The sequence below is a fragment of the Microbacterium sp. 22215 genome (genome assembly GCF_052045655.1).
In the GTDB taxonomy this organism is placed as follows: domain Bacteria; phylum Actinomycetota; class Actinomycetes; order Actinomycetales; family Microbacteriaceae; genus Microbacterium; species Microbacterium phyllosphaerae.
On sequence record NZ_JBQEPC010000010.1, the window covers coordinates 40578 to 55846 of the forward strand.

Sequence of the window (15269 nt, forward strand, 5' to 3'; positions counted from 1 at the left end):
GTCGAGATCAACCGGGGTGGGTCATCGACAGCAGGTCGAGCTTCTCGTCGAGCTGCTCGAGCGTGAGGTCGCCGCGCTCCACGTAGCCGAGGTCGATCACGGCGTCTCGCACCGTGATGCCCTTGGCGACAGCGTGCTTGGCGATCTTCGCCGCCGCCTCGTATCCGATGAGCTTGTTCAGCGGAGTGACGATCGACGGGCTCATGCCGGCGAATGCGGCGGCGCGCTCGAGGTTCGCCTGAAGACCGTCGACGGTCTTGTCGGCGAGCACACGCGAGGCGTTCGCGAGGAGACGGATCGATTCCAGCAGCGCCGTACCCATCACGGGGATGGCGACGTTGAGCTCGAACGATCCTGACGCTCCGGCCCAGGCGACGGTCGCGTCGTTGCCGATCACGCGTGCGCAGACCATCAGCACGGCCTCGGGGACGACGGGGTTGACCTTGCCGGGCATGATCGAGGAGCCGGGCTGCAGGTCGGGGATGTGCAGCTCTCCGAGTCCCGTGTTGGGGCCTGAGCCCATCCAGCGGAGGTCGTTGTTGATCTTGGTCAGCGAGACGGCGATGGTGCGCAGCGCACCGGATGCCTCGACGAGACCGTCGCGGTTGGCCTGCGCCTCGAAGTGGTCCTTCGCCTCGGTGATCGGCAGCTCGGTCTCGGCCGCGAGCAGTGCGATGACCTTCTGCGGGAAGCCGAGCGGCGTGTTGATGCCGGTGCCGGTGGCCGTGCCTCCGAGCGGGACCTCGGAGACGCGGGGGAGCGCCGACTGCACGCGCTCGATGCCGAGACGGATCTGTCGGGCGTAGCCGCCGAACTCCTGGCCCAGGGTGACCGGGGTCGCATCCATGAGGTGCGTGCGACCGGACTTGACCGCGTCCTTCCACAGCTCGGCCTTCGCCTCGAGGGCGACGGCGAGGTGGTCGAGCGCCGGGATCAGGGTGTCGATGAGCGCCTGCGTGACGGCGATGTGCACGGAGGTCGGGAACACGTCGTTCGACGACTGCGAGGCGTTCACGTGGTCGTTCGGGTGCACGTTCGCACCGAGGATGCGGGTCGCGAGGGTCGCGAGGACCTCGTTCATGTTCATGTTCGACGACGTGCCGGAGCCGGTCTGGTACGTGTCGACCGGGAACTCGGCGTCGTGCGCACCCGAGGCGACCTGGTCGGCGGCCTGCGCGATCGCGTCCGCGATGGCACCGTCGAGGGTTCCGAGCTCCTTGTTCGCGAGCGCTGCGGCCTTCTTGATGCGCGCGAGGGCGGCGATCTGCGTGGACTCGAGGCCCTTGCCCGAGATCGGGAAGTTCTCGACGGCGCGCTGCGTCTGCGCGCCGTAGAGCGCGTTCACGGGAACCCGCACCTCGCCCATGGTGTCGTGCTCGATGCGGTACTCGGTGTCGGTCATTCCGAACCCTCCTTGGTTGCGGGGCCGTGCCCCTCGGTGTCGATTCCGTCTGAGTCGATTCCGACCGTGATGACGGGCACCGCGGTGCCCTCGGCCAGACGGTAGTTGGCGCCGACGATGCCCAGGCGGCCTTCGGCGACCGCGTTGGAGATCACCTCGGACGACTGCAGCAGATCGCTGACGGTGTTGCGCAGGTGCTCCTGGCCGACCAGGTCGGCGTCGATCTCATCGACGGTCGTGCCGCCGTTCTCGACGAGCACCTTGCGGGCTGCGGGCACGATCGGCGCGATGAGCTTCCAGATGTGCGGGGGGAGGGGCGCGGCGTCGATCGCGGTCCCGTCGATGGCGGCGCGCACGGCGCCGCACGAGTCGTGGGCGAGGACGACGATCAGCGGCACGTTCAGCACGGCGACCGCGTACTCGAGGCTCGCGACGATCGACTCGCCGATCACCTGGCCGGCGTTGCGGACGACGAACAGATCGCCGAGGCCGAGGTCGAAGATGATCTCAGCGGCGAGACGCGAGTCCGAGCATCCGAACAGGGTCGCGACCGGATGCTGCGCTGCGGCGAGGTGCTTGCGGCGGGCGACATCCTGGTTCGGGTGTCGCGGAGCGTCGTCGACGAATCGCTGGTTGCCCTCCTGCATCTGCTTCCAGGCGGCGGCGGGCGTGAGCGTGTCTGTCATGAGGGCTACTCCGAGAGTTCGCGGATCTGGGGGACGAGGGATTCGGCGAGGTCGGCGGTGGAGTCCGTAGAACGCGAGCCGTAGAGCAGGAGGTAGTCGTCACCCGCCTGCGTGCCGATCGCGTAGGTGATGTTCTGCTTCGCTCCGGCATCACCGAGCTCGTAGACATCCCATTCGAGGCCGCCGATCGAGGCCGTATCGGTGGGGGCTGTTCCGTTCAGTCGCTGCGGTGCCCAGGACGAGTCCGCGTCGAACGCCTGAGCGAGCTTGATGAAGCCGCGCTCGTCCTCAGCGGAGGGCGCCAGGGTGACATCCCACACCGCGGTCGCTCCGCTCGTGAGACCAGCCGCGTTGACGCGCCAGAAATCGCCGAGGTCGGGCACGATCACCGGGCTGTCCACTGTCGATTCGACGTCGGCGGCGATGCCGACCATGTCGATCTTCGCTGCCGTCGCGGGCTCTCCTCGCGGCACGATCAGCACGATGACCAGGACGATCGCGAGCGTCGCGATGAGCGCCGCGACGAGACCGCGGACGGTCTGGCTCGAGCGATACGCCTTGCTGAAGGCCGCCTTGCGTGCGGCCGTCTCCTCCGGAGTCTCGGGGCGGCCGATCTCGGCGACGATCGGAGCGGGCTTGTTCATGACTCGACCTCGTCGGACGGATCGGATGCTGCGGCACGGGCGGCCTCGAGTCGACGCTTCGCGCCGAGAAGCCATTCCTCGCAACGCGCCGCGAGCGCCTCGCCGCGCTCCCAGAGGGCGAGCGACTGCTCGAGCGTCGGGGCGCCCTGTTCGAGCTCGGAGACGACCTTCACGAGCTCGTCGCGAGCGGCCTCGAACGACAGCGTGTCCACAGGGGTGTCGTTCAGCGCACTCACGCCTCCATCCTACGCGGTGCGCGCGGGCCGCTCAGCCGGATGGAGGCGTCGACTCTTCGGCGATCTCGCCCTCCGAGCGAGCGGCGATCGACCCGCGGTCGACGGTGATCGTGAGGGCGCTGCCCGCGGGCGCGTCCGCCGCGTCGCGGAGGATCACGCCGCCGTCGAGATGGGCGATCGCGTATCCGCGGGCGAGCGTGGCCGCGGGCGAGAGTGCGCGCAGGGAGGCCCGCAGCTCGCTGGTCTCTCGACCGGCCGCGTCGTGCAGGCGCGTGATGGTGTCGCGCCCACGCGAGAGTAGCAGCCACACGTCCTGGGACCGCGAGTCGATGATGGGGTCGGGCGACCGCAGCGCGGGACGCGAGCGCAGCTGCTCGAGCTGGGCGATGTCGTGGGACAGCCGCTGTGTGAGCCGGGAGGTCGCCCGGGAGCGCAGCTGGGCGATGAGTGCTCGCTGCTCGCTGACGTCGGGCACGACCCGTTTCGCCGCATCCGTCGGAGTCGAGGCGCGGAGATCCGCGACGTCATCGAGGAGGGGATGGTCGTTCTCGTGTCCGATCGCGCTGACCACCGGGGTGGATGCCGCTGCCACGGCGCGGACGAGGCGCTCGTCGCTGAATCCGAGGAGCGTCTGCGGGTCTCCGCCGCCACGCGCGATGATGATGACGTCGACATCGGGGTCGGCGTCGAGTCGGGCGAGCGCGGCCAGGGTGTCGGGCACGCACCGGTCGCCCTGCACGGCGGCATACTCGGTGCGGAATCGCACCTGCGGCCAGCGCAGCTCGGCGTTGCGATGCACATCTTTCTCGGCATCGGATCGCTCGCCCGTGATCAGACCGATCACATGCGGGAGGAACGGGAGCCGTTTCTTGCGCGAAGGATCGAACAGGCCCTCCTGGCGCAGCTGGAGGCGGAGCTTCTCGAGGCGCTCGAGCTGATCGCCGAGACCGACGTGCTTCATCGCCGAGACGGTGAAGCTGAAGTCGCCCGCCTTGACGAAGTAGTCCGCCTTGACCGCGGCCACCACATGGTCGCCGACGGCGAGATCGCCCGGAATCCTCGGTCGGACGCTCGACCAGATCCGGATCGAGATCTGAGCGTCGGAGCGGGTGTCCTTCAGGCGGGCGAAGATGTTGCCGCCCCGGACGTTCCAGGAGGTGATCTCGCCTTCGACCCAGACGGTGTTCCACCGGGCGACGAAGTCGCGGATCGTCCCGTTCAGCCGTGCGACCGAGGTCGGGGCGTCCGCCGACGAGTCGCGCGGAGCGACCGCATCAGCCGGTGGAGTCTCGCCTGGTCGAGTCGAGGCTTCGAAGACCGTCATCCGCTCAGTGCACCTTCCGCTCCTGCTCAGGTTGTCGGCGGTAGAATTCCAGTGTGACCTCCACTGCCGTTCATCTGCCTCTTCCGCGCATCCCACGAGTACGTGGGGCGGCCGGGCGGCTTCAGGATAACCCGGTGGCGGGGAACAAGCGCGTTCTGCTCGCGGCGCCGCGCGGATACTGCGCCGGAGTCGACCGTGCGGTCGTCGCCGTCGAGAAGGCACTCGAGCGGTACGGAGCGCCGGTGTATGTGCGCAAGCAGATCGTGCACAACATCCACGTCGTCACCGAGCTCGAGGAGAAGGGCGCGGTCTTCGTCGAAGAGGTCGATGAGGTGCCCGAGGGCGCTCACGTCGTCTTCAGTGCGCACGGAGTCTCGCCCGCCGTCGTCGAGGCGGCATCCGATCGCGGTCTGCACGCGATCGATGCGACCTGCCCGCTCGTCACCAAGGTCCACCGCGAAGCGGTCCGCTTCGCCCGCGATGACTTCGAGATCCTGCTCATCGGTCACGAGGGCCACGAGGAGGTCGAGGGGACGGCCGGTGAGGCTCCGGATCACGTCACCATCGTGAACTCTCCCGACGAGGCCGACACGGTGCAGGTGAAGGATCCGTCGAAGGTCGTCTGGCTCTCGCAGACGACGCTCTCGGTCGACGAGACCATGGAGACGGTCAACCGTCTGCGCACGCGTTTCCCCGAGATGCACAATCCGCCGTCCGACGACATCTGCTACGCGACGCAGAACCGCCAGGTCGCCATCAAGAAGGTCGCGGCGAACGCAGACCTCGTGATCGTGGTGGGATCTTCGAACTCCTCGAACTCGGTGCGGCTCGTCGAGGTGGCGCTGGAGTACGGAGCCAAGGCCGCGTACCGCGTCGACTACGCGGAAGAGGTCAAGCAGGAGTGGCTCGACGGTGTGGCCACGGTCGGCGTGACCAGTGGAGCATCCGTTCCCGAGGTGCTCGTGCGCGAGGTGCTCGACGCGCTCGACGGTGCCGGCTACCACGACGTCGAAGAGGTCAAGACGGCGGAGGAGGACCTGATGTTCTCGCTGCCGAAGGAGCTCCGCCAGGATGCCTCGGGTCAGCGCGATGCGCGTGCGCTGGGGGGCCGCGCCTCGGGCGGAAACGCCTGACGGTGCCCACGACCGACGCGGCGCCGACGCTGATCGGTTCGGTCCAGCGCGCTCTGCGTCTGGTCGACATCGTGGCGAATTCGGCGCGCCCCGTGCCGGTCAAGGCGCTCGCGGCGCTCACGGGTCTCACCCAGGGCACGACGTACAACCTCGTGCGCACGCTGGTCCATGAGGGGTATCTGACGAACGAACCGGACGGTCTCGTGCTGGGCACGAGCTTCCCGGTGTTCCAGTCGGGTCCGGACGCCGGCGGGGTGCTTCTCGCGCGCGTGCGCACCGCGCTGCGCGAGGTCACCGAGACCCTGGGTGCGACGGCGTACCTGTCGAGGTATCACGACGGCGAGGTGCACCTGGTCGACGTCGTCGACGCCGTGCAGCGCCCCCGTGTGGATCTGTCGGTGGGGCTCGAGTCGAGCGCGCATGCGACGGCGCTCGGCAAGCAGATCCTCACTGACCTCAGCTGCGACGAGCGTCTCGACTATCTGTCCCGTCACCGGCTGGAGGAGCTCACTCCGCGCACGATCAGCGACCGCAGCGCGCTGTTGGCCGAGCTCGAGCGGTCGCCCGGATTCGCCCTCGACCGCGAGGAATATGCGCTCGGCAACAACTGCGTCGCCGTCCCTGTGATCGCCCCGAACATCGTGGCGTCCCTCGCGATCTCGCTTCCTGCGGACGGCGCGCACGTCGACCGCGCGCTCGTGACGAAGCTCAAGCAGTCGGCGACCCGATTGTCGCTTCAGCTGGGGGCGGATGCTCTGACGAGCGGCGAGCCGGAGCTCCCGTCGTCCTTCTGACGTTCAGTTGGTTCACTATCTGAAGAAATGCCCCTAGCGGGTCGGCACGCGCTTTCCTACTATGTGTAGGAGTAGTCGCATGTGCAAACGGCACTACAGGTGGTGGAATGTCCCCAGCGTTCCTCGCCAACTTGGATGACGAGCGTCCCCAGCGTTCCGAATCCGCGGCCCCGAGGAGTCCCCACTTCTCCGGGGCCGCCATCATGTTCGGGCGGATCCTGTCTGAGAACTCCGCTGATCTGAGACGGCTACCATGGCGGGATGACGGATCAGAGGCCGCAGTACGGCGAAATCGCGACCCTCGAGGAGCAGCGGAGGGCGGCGGGTCTTCCGCCGATCACGGACGTCGCACCGGTCGAGGCCGCGCCGGCATCCGAACCGGACGCCGCGCGCGAACCCGCCGTGCGCTCACGCCCCGGCGATCGTTTCGTGACGATCGCGCTGCTCGCCTACGGCCTCATCAATGTGGTGATGACCGGTCTGTCGTATCTCGACTTCTCGACGACGATGAACGAGATGATGAGCGTTCTCGGCGTCGACGGGGAGTTCACCAACTTCGCTCAGGGCAAGCTCTGGGGCACGATCGCCGCGATCGTCCTCGCGGCAGGATGGTCGCTCACTGCGTTCCTCTCGATCCGTCGGCTGCGCACGGGCAAGACGTCCTGGTGGGTCCCGATCGCCGGCGCGGCCGTGACACTGCTCGTGGCATCGATCTGCGCCGCGATCCCGCTGATGAACGACCCCGCATTCATCGACTTCGTGGCGAAGACCGCCGGCCAGTAGCCGCCCGAAACGCAGAGATGCCCCCGACCGAAGCGGTCGGGGGCATCTCTCTGTCAGAACGTGATCAGCTCTTCGACTGTCCGTACGAGCCGAGCTGGCGCGTGGACTCGACCACGCGAGCGGCCATGGCCGTCTCAGCAATCTTCCCCCATGCGCGCGGGTCGTACTGCTTCTTGTTACCGACCTCGCCGTCGACCTTGAGGACGCCGTCGTAGTTCTTGAACATGTAGTCGGCGATCGCACGGGTGTATGCGTACTGCGTGTCGGTGTCGATGTTCATCTTGATGACACCGTTGGCGACCGCGAGGGCGATCTCGTCGTCGGTCGAGCCGGAGCCGCCGTGGAAGACGAGGTCGAGCGGCTTCGCGCCCGTGTTGTACTTCGCAGCGACCTGCTGCTGGATCTCGCCCAGGAGCTCGGGACGCAGCTTGACTCCGCCGGGCTTGTAGACGCCGTGCACGTTGCCGAACGTGAGTGCGGCGATGTAACGCCCCTGCTCGCCGAGGCCCAGAGCCTGGACGGCCTGGTCGACATCCGCGAAGGTCGTGTAGAGCGCGTCGTTCGAGCCCTCGTGAGCGACGCCGTCCTCTTCTCCGCCGACGACGCCGATCTCGACCTCGAGGATGGCGTTGATGTTCTTCATGCGGGGGAGGAGGTCCTGGGCGATCTCGATGTTCTCCGCGAGGGGGACAGCCGAGCCGTCCCACATGTGCGACTGGAAGATCGGGTTGCGCCCGGCCTTGACCTCTTCTTCGGAAGCCGAGATCAGCGGCTCGACGAAGCCGGCGAGTGCGTCCTTCGGGCAGTGGTCGGTGTGCAGCGCGACGGTGATCGGGTAGTTCTTGGCGACCTCGGTCGCGAACCGCGCGAAGGCGAGTGCGCCGGTCGCGCGTGCCTTCACGGTGTGGCCGGCGAAGTAGTCCGCGCCACCCGTGGTGACCTGGATGATTCCGTCGGAACCCGCCTCGGTCAGGCCCTGGAGGACCGAGTTGATCGTCTGCGAGCTGGAGACGTTGAAAGCGGGGTACGCGAAGCCGCCGGCCTTCGCGCGGTCGAGCATTTCGGCGTACTGATCCGGGGTGGCGACGGGCATGAGAACTCCTGCGATTAGGGAAGCCGGGACAGCAGTCACTCTATCGGGGCTGGCTCTCGGTTTCTGGCGGCGAAGCGCGGGGCGGCTCCTGCTCCTGCTCTCACGTTAAGAATCGCTTTTCCTTCGGCCTGGAGAGGCCGAAAACACCCCGGTTGGCAGTGTCTCGATGGCTAGGCTGACCGCATGGTTAGTCTCACAGCGGATCTCAGCCCCCTTCGTCCCGACCGCAACCTCGCGATGGAGTTGGTGCGAGCAACGGAGGCTGCCGCGATCCGCGCCGTGCCGTTCATCGGTCGGGGTGCGAAGGAAGCCGCTGACGGCGCTGCCGTCGACGCCATGCGTGCGTTCCTCGGAACGGTGGCGTTCCAGGGGCGAGTGGTGATCGGCGAGGGTGAGAAAGACAACGCGCCGATGCTGTTCAACGGCGAAGAGGTCGGCACCGGCACCGGCCCGCAGTGCGACATCGCGGTCGACCCGATCGATGGCACATCGCTCACCGCGGCGGGTCGCCAGAACGCGCTCTCTGTGATCGCCGTCTCCGACCGCGGCTCGATGCTCGACGCCTCCAGCGTCTTCTACATGGACAAGCTCGTGACGGGCCCCGCCGGAGTGGGCGTGGTCGACATCCGTCTCCCGATCGGTGAGAATATCCGCAAGCTCGCCGGAGCGCTCGGCAAGCCGGTCGATGAGATCGTCGTGTCGGTGCTGAATCGTCCTCGGCACGAGAAGCTGATCCAGGAGATCCGGGATGCCGGCGCAGGAACCCGTCTGATGAGTGACGGTGACGTCGCCGGCGGCATCAACGCAGCGCGTCACGCCGCTCGCACCGACATGTGCGTCGGCGTCGGCGGCAGCCCGGAGGGCATCGTCACCGCTTGTGCCATCAAGGCGCTCGGCGGTCACATCCAGGGGCGGCTCTGGCCGCGTGACGACGATGAGCGTCAGCGCGGTATCGACGCGGGTCTCGACATGGACAAGGTCTATGAAGCCGACGATCTGGTGCGGGGAGACAACACGATCTTCGTCGCCACCGGCGTCACCGACGGTCAACTCGTGGCCGGCGTGCGTCGCGAGGGCGGCTACATCTACACCGAGAGCGTCGTGCTCCGCGGGGCGTCGGGAACACTGCGCCGGATCGCCTCAGAGCACCTCGTGTCGAAGTGGCTCTGATGCTCGCCGGCTGAGGATTCCCGGTCATCGTTACCGACCCGGTACCGCCCTCTGGGGCGCGAAGCCCGGGATTCGCGCGCAGCCGTGTCACAATTGTCACTGGATTTGTCGCCGTCGACGGAGCCGCCAGGCACCGCAGGCACAGGAGGGCAGACCGATGACAACGCAGCACACGAGTGGCTCCACAGCCGCTCCGACCAAGATCGTGACGACGCCCACCGGACGCATCATGCGTGTCAACGTCGACGAGGCGGGGGTGCCCATCGCGTCGAGCGTGCCGGGACCGGCCGTGGTCAAGACGTCGGCCGTCGTGGACCCTGCTCGCCGCGCAGACGTGCTTTTCCGCGTGCGCCGCGACGAGGGCCACGAACTGAGCTCGTGGTGGATGATCGGAGCGTTCGTCGTGACGAGCGGCCTGGTGATCCTGCTCCTGAGCGGCGTGCCCGGCATCGCCTGAGCTCAGCCGCGCGCTGTCGTCTCGGGTCCGTCGGAATCCGAGGCCGTCACATGCGTCACATCGTGACCGACCAGGCGTGACCGGATCTCTCCGACGTCGGCCAGTAGTCCCGAATCCTGCGGTTCCGTCTTCTCGACGAGCTCTTCGGCCGTGAACCTGCGTGTCTGTGCGGTGATCGTCGGGGGAGCTGAGTCGAGCGTCGTCGCGCTGATCCCGGGGAACTGCCGTGCCGTCACGAGCACTCGGCTCTCGAGCGAGCCGGCGAACCGGTTGTAGCTGTCGACCGTGCGCTCGAGTGCTCGGCGCAGGTCGTCGGCGTGACCGGCGAGTACGCCGAGACGGTCGTACAGCTGAGTACCGAGGTTCAGCAGCGCGCGTGCCTCGGTGGACACCTCCTGTTGCGTCCAGGTGTACGCCACGGTCTTCAGCACCGCCCACAGGTTCACGGGGGAGGCCAGTGCGACCCGCTTGCTGAAGGCGTAGTCGAGCAGCGTCGGATCCTCGTCGATGGCTGCGGCCAGCAGTGATTCGCTCGGCAGGAAGCAGATCACGAACTCGGGACTCGCGTCGAGGCCCGACCAGTACGCCTTCTTGGCGAGAGCGTCGATGTGTGCGCGGACCGCCTTCACGTGCTTCTGCATGTGCACCCGGCGCTGTGCTTCGTGAGTGTCGCCGATCGGCAGCGCGGACGCTTCGAGATAGGCGTCGAGCGGCACCTTCGCGTCGACGGCGATCGAGGTGCCTCCCGCCAGACGGATCACCATGTCGGGGCGACCCTGACCGTGGTCGGACGAGATGGTGGCCTGGAGATCGAAATCCACGTGCCGGGTGAGTCCTGCCGCCTCGACCACGCGGCGAAGCTGCGTCTCGCCCCACACGCCGCGCGTGGCGGTCGACTTGAGCGCTCCGGCGAGAGACTCCGTCGTCGCTCGCAGCGCCTCATCGGACTCCTGTGCGCGCCGCAGCTGTTCGGCGAGGGAGCCGAACTGCGCATGGCGCTCCTGCTCGATGGCCGACACCTTCTGCTGCATCTGCTGGAGGCTCTCGCGCACGGGGGCGAGAGCCGTGAGGACCGCGTTCTGCTGCTGCACCCGCTGCGCCTCGGCGCGCTGCTCGACTCTGGAGTGCTCGACGGCATCCCGATACAGGTCGTACTGGCGGTCGCGGTCGTCTCGTGCCGCGGCGAGTTCGGCCTGCGCCCGGGCGAGGTCGGCCGCCCCGCGCGAGGCGCGGAGGAACCAGCCGACCGCTCCGCCGGCCACCAGCGCGGCGAGCAGGAGAATCATCGTCAGAGCATCCATGTGCTCCATGATGCGCGCGGCCTCGGACATTCGTCCGCTGCGACTCAGGCGACCGCGCGCTCCGGAGTCGCGATCACGGGCTCGGTCACCCGCAGCTTGAGCGCCGAAGCCAGGGCGAACACATCGGAGGCGCCCTGTCGCCGCGCCGCATCCATGATGATGTGGGCGCAGGCGAGGGCGTCTGCGAGCGCGTCGTGGTGAGAGAAACCGGTGAAGCCCGCGGCCTCGGCGGCCTTCGGCAGGCGGTAGGACTCGAGCTCGTACGTCTTGCGCGCGACCTGCAGGCTGCAGAGCGAGCGGTACGGAGGGCAGTCGCCTCCGGTGACTTCCGCCGCGCGGCGCAGGACGTTCAGGTCGAAGCCCGCATTGTGGGCGACCAGCACGTCGGCACCCGCGAAGGCGCACAGGCGATCGAACTGATCCGCCCAGGAGGCGGCAGCGACCACATCGTGCGCGCGGATGCCGTGGATCTTGGTGTTCCACTCCTGGAACTCGTCGTGGCCGGCGGGCGGGCGGATCAGCCATCCTGCCGTGGCGACGATCTGGCCGTCACGCACGCGGACGAGTCCGACGGAGCACGCGGAGGCGGGGCTGGAGTTCGCGGTTTCGAAGTCGATCGCGGTGAAGTCCAGTGGCACGTATCCACCTTCTCCCGGCGAGAAGGACCCCCGAGGAGGACTCGCCGTAGGCTGACGATATGAGTGCAGACAGGGCGACATCCTTCGGCGCGGAAGCCGCGAACTACGAGGCAGGAAGGCCCGAGTACCCGTTCGACGCGGTCGCATGGATGCTCGAGCGGATGCCGGCCGATTCGCGCCGCATCGTCGACGTCGGCGCGGGGACCGGCAAGCTCACCCGCGTGCTCTCACACGCGCCCGGCGCCGAGGTCGTCGCCGTCGATCCCGATCCGGCGATGCTCGCGGCGCTGCGCCAGAGCGTTCCCGGAGTGCCCACATTCCAGGGGACGGCCGAGCAGATGCCCCTCCCGGACGCGAGCATCGACGCGGCCGTCCTCGGTCAGGCATGGCACTGGGTGGAGCCGATCACCGCATCCGCGGAGCTGGGTCGCGTCGTCCGCAGCGGGGGAGTTCTGGGTCTCATCTGGAACATCCGCGACGAGAGCACTGAGTGGGTGCGTCGCCTGACCGACGTCATGCACAGCAGCCCGGCCGAGAACATGGTGAACGGCCCCGAATCCGAGGGCCCGCGCATCGCCGCGCCGTTCGGCGAGGTCGAGACCCAACGCTGGGAGTGGAACCGTCCGATGACGCGGACTCAGCTGCACCAGATGGCCCTCTCTCGCAGCTACCTCATCACCGCTCCCGCGGACGAGCGCGCCGAGATCACGCGCCAGATGGATGCCCTGTTCGACGAGCTCGGACTCGACGGGGATTCGACCATCGACCTTCCCTACGTCACGCACGCGTTCCGGGCGGTGCGCGGCTGATCCCGGGCATCCCGCGGGGGCGAACCGTCTGCGACAGGTAGACTCGACCCCCGTGGCTCTCACTATCGGAATCGTCGGCCTGCCCAATGTCGGCAAGTCCACCCTCTTCAACGCTCTGACCAAGAACGACGTGCTCGCGGCGAACTATCCGTTCGCGACGATCGAGCCGAACGTCGGGGTGGTGAACCTGCCCGATCCGCGTCTCGACAAGCTCGCCGAGATCTTCGGCAGCGAGCGCATCCTCCCCGCCGCCGTGTCGTTCGTCGACATCGCCGGCATCGTGCGCGGCGCGAGCGAGGGTGAGGGCCTCGGCAACAAGTTCCTCGCGAACATCCGCGAAGCCGATGCCATCGCGCAGGTCGTCCGCGGCTTCGCCGACGACGACGTCGTGCACGTCGACGGTGCCGTCAACCCGGCATCCGACATGGAGACCATCAACGCGGAGCTGATGCTCGCCGACCTCGAGACGGTGGACAGGGCGATCACCCGGTACGAGAAGGAAGTTCGCGGCAAGAAGATCGAGCCCGTCGTGCTCGAGACGGCTGTCGCCGCGAAGGATGCTCTGGAACGCGGCGTCCTGCTCTCGGTCGCCGGCATCGATCTGACCCCGATTCGCGAGCTGGGACTCCTGACGTCGAAGCCCGTCATCTTCGTGTTCAACGTCGACGAGGCCGTTCTCACGGACGACGCCCGCAAGGCGGAGCTCGCGGCCCTCGTGGCCCCGGCGAAGGCGATCTTCCTCGACGCGAAGATCGAGTCGGAGCTCATCGATCTCGACCCCGAGGATGCCGCAGAGCTGCTCGCGTCGACCGGTCAGGACGAGTCGGGCCTCGACCAGCTCGCCCGCATCGGATTCGACACCCTCGGCCTGCAGACGTACCTCACCGCAGGGCCCAAGGAGGCACGCGCCTGGACGATCCCCAAGGGCTCGAAGGCGCCGCAGGCAGCTGGAGTCATCCACACCGACTTCGAGAAGGGCTTCATCAAGGCCGAGATCGTCTCGTTCGACGACCTCGTCGAGACCGGCTCTGTCGTCGAAGCCCGCTCGAAGGGCAAGGCTCGCCTCGAGGGCAAGGACTACGTCATGCAGGACGGCGACGTGGTGGAGTTCCGTATCGGAAACACATCTGGCGGATCCAAGTAGGTCACGTGTCCGCGCAGAGTCCTCTCGAATCCAACCTGACCGGTGGTGGCCGAGCGACGACAGGAGAAGTCGCGGGGCGGGCGGTGCTGGTCGTGCCGATGGAGGATCGATCGTGGGAGTTTCACGACAAGCCCTGGGACGTGTCCGATGAAGCTGAGTGCGAGGACTCCTACTGGCCGCACGATGACCAGCCGAACGTCGAATGGTCGAGGTGGAGCATCGAGTGGGTGGAATCCGACAAGCTCATCGAGTTCGTTCGAACGCATTGGCCCGAATTCGATGCGGAAGACATCACAGCGAAGCGGCTGCCGCCGATTGACGCATGACGATGACGTCGTGGAGTTCCGCTTCAACAACTGAGCGGGGCTCTGCCCGAGTGCTGAGGCGATCGGGCGCGTCTCGTATTAAGCCGCGGGTCGCGAATCAGATCTCGTCGCTACGTCGAGTTCGCACGGTCCAGCCGACCTGCACCAATGCCTCCGCAAGGCGGCCGGCGGCAGCGCGCGCGACATCGAAGCTTGCGTCTGAGCAGACGTCGATGGCGATCGGCGGCGGATCGGCAAAGCGTGGTATCTGCACCTCTGCCCAGGCGTCGGGCGACAGCGGTACCCGAGGAGACGCGGTGCGTGCGTCTCCGATGGCGCTGTCCGCCACGAAAGCGATGACGTCCAGCGCATGGAGCTTGGTTATCGGCATGTCCACGACGATGCTCACGGCGAAGGTCGCCTTTGCGGTATCCCCGAACTCTCGCCTCACCGCATGAAGATATCACTGCGCTGCCGGAGCGAGCACACCACCGAGATCGTGACATCGACCGGCGATGATCGCGATGCCGTGGAGGCGCGAGCGAACTCGGTGCGAACAGCGGGCCTAGCCGCGACGCTCGACGTCGCGGCGCAAGACCTCGGGCCACGCTTCGACGTCTTGCGGCGTACGGGCGACCGTCAGCGTCGCGTCCGGGAGCAGCGTGGCGAGTCGTTCCGCGGTCGACAGCGGGTGACCCGGGTCATCCACCCACGCCAGGATCGTCGTCGGCACTCCGATTAGCGAGATGTCCTTCGCGGAGGGCAGATCGCTGAGCCCTGCGCCGCGAAGGACCGACGGCAGGAGAGCATCGGCGATGTCGGGCCAGGACTCGGGGGTGGGGACGGTGGCAGGGGGCGGTGTGGATCCGCGCGTGCCGGCGAGGAATGCCTCCACACCGTCGGATTCGATGAGCGCGGCCGCGGCTCGGTAGATCGCGGCCTGATCAGTTCTGGTCTCCCAGGCCGTGGGCGGCACCATGAGCGTGAGGCCGGTGAAGCGATCAGGCTCGATCGATGCCGCGTGCAAGAGAGTCGCGGCTCCCATGGACGGGCCCACTCCATGCACACGTTCGCCAGGGAACCAGTGGTCGAGCACTCGCAGGAGATCGTCGGCGAGGTTCTCCCAGCGATAGTCCTCGGGGACCTTCCGACCGGTCGACCGGCCGTGGCCACGTGCGTCGTACCGCAGCAGTCGAGTTCCGCTGAGTCCTCGACCGAGGTCGAGACTGAGCACCCGGTCACGGGCGCGGCTCGATGTGAGGCCATGCAGCTGGACGACCGGGTGGCCGCCTTCATCGCTCAACGCGACGGCGAGCTCGGCTCCGGGCACCTCGAAAGTGGGCATCAGGC

18 protein-coding genes are annotated in these 15269 nt (G+C 67.6%); 8 read left to right on the forward strand and 10 right to left on the reverse strand.

Annotated elements, in window-relative coordinates; all coding sequences use genetic code 11:
• Nucleotides 1-7: 7 nt before the first annotated feature.
• From ACTJKH_RS15075 to xseA, 5 genes are read right to left on the reverse strand one after another with little or no spacing between them, the layout of a single operon-like run.
• Nucleotides 8-1402 (reverse strand): class II fumarate hydratase, encoded by a 1395-nt coding sequence (locus ACTJKH_RS15075; protein ID WP_210097426.1) that lies wholly within the window; start codon nt 1400-1402, stop codon nt 8-10.
• Entirely contained in the window at nt 1399-2088 is a 690-nt protein-coding gene (locus ACTJKH_RS15080) for a carbonic anhydrase (protein ID WP_440737581.1), read from the reverse strand. The genes ACTJKH_RS15075 and ACTJKH_RS15080 overlap by 4 nt, the downstream gene beginning before the upstream one ends.
• Before the next feature lie 5 nt (nt 2089-2093).
• Complete coding sequence (locus ACTJKH_RS15085) at nt 2094-2732, reverse strand: DUF4245 family protein (protein ID WP_440737582.1); 639 nt, start codon at nt 2730-2732, stop codon at nt 2094-2096.
• The gene (locus ACTJKH_RS15090; RefSeq protein ID WP_440737583.1) at nt 2729-2968 is read right to left on the reverse strand and encodes an exodeoxyribonuclease VII small subunit; all 240 of its coding nucleotides are present in this window, start codon (nt 2966-2968) and stop codon (nt 2729-2731) included. Before ACTJKH_RS15090 ends, ACTJKH_RS15085 begins: the two co-directional genes overlap by 4 nt.
• A gap of 31 nt (nt 2969-2999) precedes the next feature.
• Entirely contained in the window at nt 3000-4292 is a 1293-nt protein-coding gene (gene xseA, locus ACTJKH_RS15095) for an exodeoxyribonuclease VII large subunit (protein WP_440737584.1), read from the reverse strand.
• 89 nt (nt 4293-4381) lie between these two features.
• On the opposite strand from xseA, the gene ACTJKH_RS15100 reads away from it, so the two are divergent.
• From ACTJKH_RS15100 to ACTJKH_RS15110, 3 genes are all read left to right on the forward strand, one after another.
• Nucleotides 4382-5425, forward strand: coding sequence for a 4-hydroxy-3-methylbut-2-enyl diphosphate reductase (locus ACTJKH_RS15100; protein ID WP_210099130.1), 1044 nt, complete (start codon nt 4382-4384; stop codon nt 5423-5425).
• 2 nt (nt 5426-5427) lie between these two features.
• Nucleotides 5428-6219: an IclR family transcriptional regulator gene (locus ACTJKH_RS15105; RefSeq protein ID WP_440737585.1), complete on the forward strand. Its 792-nt coding sequence runs from the start codon at nt 5428-5430 to the stop codon at nt 6217-6219.
• A gap of 261 nt (nt 6220-6480) precedes the next feature.
• Nucleotides 6481-7002, forward strand: coding sequence for a DUF6264 family protein (locus tag ACTJKH_RS15110; protein ID WP_440737586.1), 522 nt, complete (start codon nt 6481-6483; stop codon nt 7000-7002).
• 64 nt (nt 7003-7066) lie between these two features.
• On the opposite strand, the gene fbaA is transcribed toward ACTJKH_RS15110, so the two are convergent.
• On the reverse strand, nt 7067-8095 hold the full coding sequence (gene fbaA, locus ACTJKH_RS15115) for a class II fructose-bisphosphate aldolase (RefSeq protein ID WP_210097433.1): 1029 nt from the start codon (nt 8093-8095) through the stop codon (nt 7067-7069).
• A gap of 183 nt (nt 8096-8278) precedes the next feature.
• On the opposite strand from fbaA, the gene glpX reads away from it, so the two are divergent.
• Together glpX and ACTJKH_RS15125 are read left to right on the forward strand one after the other, a co-directional pair.
• Nucleotides 8279-9265 carry a class II fructose-bisphosphatase gene (gene glpX, locus ACTJKH_RS15120; protein WP_056308721.1) on the forward strand — a complete coding sequence of 329 codons (987 nt, stop codon included), beginning with the start codon at nt 8279-8281 and terminating at the stop codon, nt 9263-9265.
• 157 nt (nt 9266-9422) lie between these two features.
• Nucleotides 9423-9722 (forward strand): hypothetical protein, encoded by a 300-nt coding sequence (locus ACTJKH_RS15125; protein WP_440737587.1) that lies wholly within the window; start codon nt 9423-9425, stop codon nt 9720-9722.
• A gap of 2 nt (nt 9723-9724) precedes the next feature.
• Here ACTJKH_RS15125 and ACTJKH_RS15130 read toward each other — a convergent pair whose 3' ends face one another.
• Nucleotides 9725-11023, reverse strand: a complete 1299-nt coding sequence (locus ACTJKH_RS15130) for a DNA recombination protein RmuC (RefSeq protein WP_440737668.1) — start codon at nt 11021-11023, stop codon at nt 9725-9727.
• A gap of 44 nt (nt 11024-11067) precedes the next feature.
• Nucleotides 11068-11661 carry an exonuclease domain-containing protein gene (locus ACTJKH_RS15135; RefSeq protein ID WP_440737588.1) on the reverse strand — a complete coding sequence of 198 codons (594 nt, stop codon included), beginning with the start codon at nt 11659-11661 and terminating at the stop codon, nt 11068-11070.
• 59 nt (nt 11662-11720) lie between these two features.
• Here ACTJKH_RS15135 and ACTJKH_RS15140 point away from each other — a divergent pair, with 59 nt between their 5' ends.
• The 3 genes from ACTJKH_RS15140 to ACTJKH_RS15150 are packed head-to-tail and all read left to right on the forward strand — an operon-like array spanning nt 11721 to nt 13940.
• Nucleotides 11721-12470 carry a class I SAM-dependent methyltransferase gene (locus ACTJKH_RS15140; protein ID WP_440737589.1) on the forward strand — a complete coding sequence of 250 codons (750 nt, stop codon included), beginning with the start codon at nt 11721-11723 and terminating at the stop codon, nt 12468-12470.
• A gap of 52 nt (nt 12471-12522) precedes the next feature.
• Entirely contained in the window at nt 12523-13614 is a 1092-nt protein-coding gene (gene ychF / locus ACTJKH_RS15145; protein ID WP_440737590.1) for a redox-regulated ATPase YchF, read from the forward strand.
• Nucleotides 13615-13619: 5 nt separating this feature from the next.
• Complete coding sequence (locus ACTJKH_RS15150) at nt 13620-13940, forward strand: hypothetical protein (RefSeq protein ID WP_440737591.1); 321 nt, start codon at nt 13620-13622, stop codon at nt 13938-13940.
• A 97-nt stretch (nt 13941-14037) separates the two neighbouring features.
• Here the strand turns inward: ACTJKH_RS15150 and ACTJKH_RS15155 are convergent, their stop codons facing one another.
• Both ACTJKH_RS15155 and ACTJKH_RS15160 read right to left on the reverse strand, forming a co-directional pair.
• Nucleotides 14038-14328, reverse strand: a complete 291-nt coding sequence (locus ACTJKH_RS15155) for a hypothetical protein (protein WP_440737592.1) — start codon at nt 14326-14328, stop codon at nt 14038-14040.
• Nucleotides 14329-14484: 156 nt separating this feature from the next.
• The gene (locus ACTJKH_RS15160) at nt 14485-15264 is read right to left on the reverse strand and encodes an alpha/beta fold hydrolase (RefSeq protein WP_440737593.1); all 780 of its coding nucleotides are present in this window, start codon (nt 15262-15264) and stop codon (nt 14485-14487) included.
• Nucleotides 15265-15269: the final 5 nt, after the last annotated feature.

Bases quoted from the DNA above. Each gene is read 5' to 3' on its own strand.
- ACTJKH_RS15075 (WP_210097426.1), bottom strand. From the start codon at position 1,402: ATGACCGACACCGAGTACCGCATCGAGCACGACACCATGGGCGAGGTG.
- ACTJKH_RS15080 (WP_440737581.1), bottom strand. From the start codon at position 2,088: ATGACAGACACGCTCACGCCCGCCGCCGCCTGGAAGCAGATGCAGGAG.
- ACTJKH_RS15085 (WP_440737582.1), bottom strand. From the start codon at position 2,732: ATGAACAAGCCCGCTCCGATCGTCGCCGAGATCGGCCGCCCCGAGACT.
- xseA (WP_440737584.1), bottom strand. From the start codon at position 4,292: ATGACGGTCTTCGAAGCCTCGACTCGACCAGGCGAGACTCCACCGGCT.
- ACTJKH_RS15110 (WP_440737586.1), top strand. From the start codon at position 6,481: ATGACGGATCAGAGGCCGCAGTACGGCGAAATCGCGACCCTCGAGGAG.
- fbaA (WP_210097433.1), bottom strand. From the start codon at position 8,095: ATGCCCGTCGCCACCCCGGATCAGTACGCCGAAATGCTCGACCGCGCG.
- glpX (WP_056308721.1), top strand. From the start codon at position 8,279: ATGGTTAGTCTCACAGCGGATCTCAGCCCCCTTCGTCCCGACCGCAAC.
- ACTJKH_RS15125 (WP_440737587.1), top strand. From the start codon at position 9,423: ATGACAACGCAGCACACGAGTGGCTCCACAGCCGCTCCGACCAAGATC.
- ACTJKH_RS15130 (WP_440737668.1), bottom strand. From the start codon at position 11,023: ATGGATGCTCTGACGATGATTCTCCTGCTCGCCGCGCTGGTGGCCGGC.
- ACTJKH_RS15140 (WP_440737589.1), top strand. From the start codon at position 11,721: ATGAGTGCAGACAGGGCGACATCCTTCGGCGCGGAAGCCGCGAACTAC.
- ACTJKH_RS15160 (WP_440737593.1), bottom strand. From the start codon at position 15,264: ATGCCCACTTTCGAGGTGCCCGGAGCCGAGCTCGCCGTCGCGTTGAGC.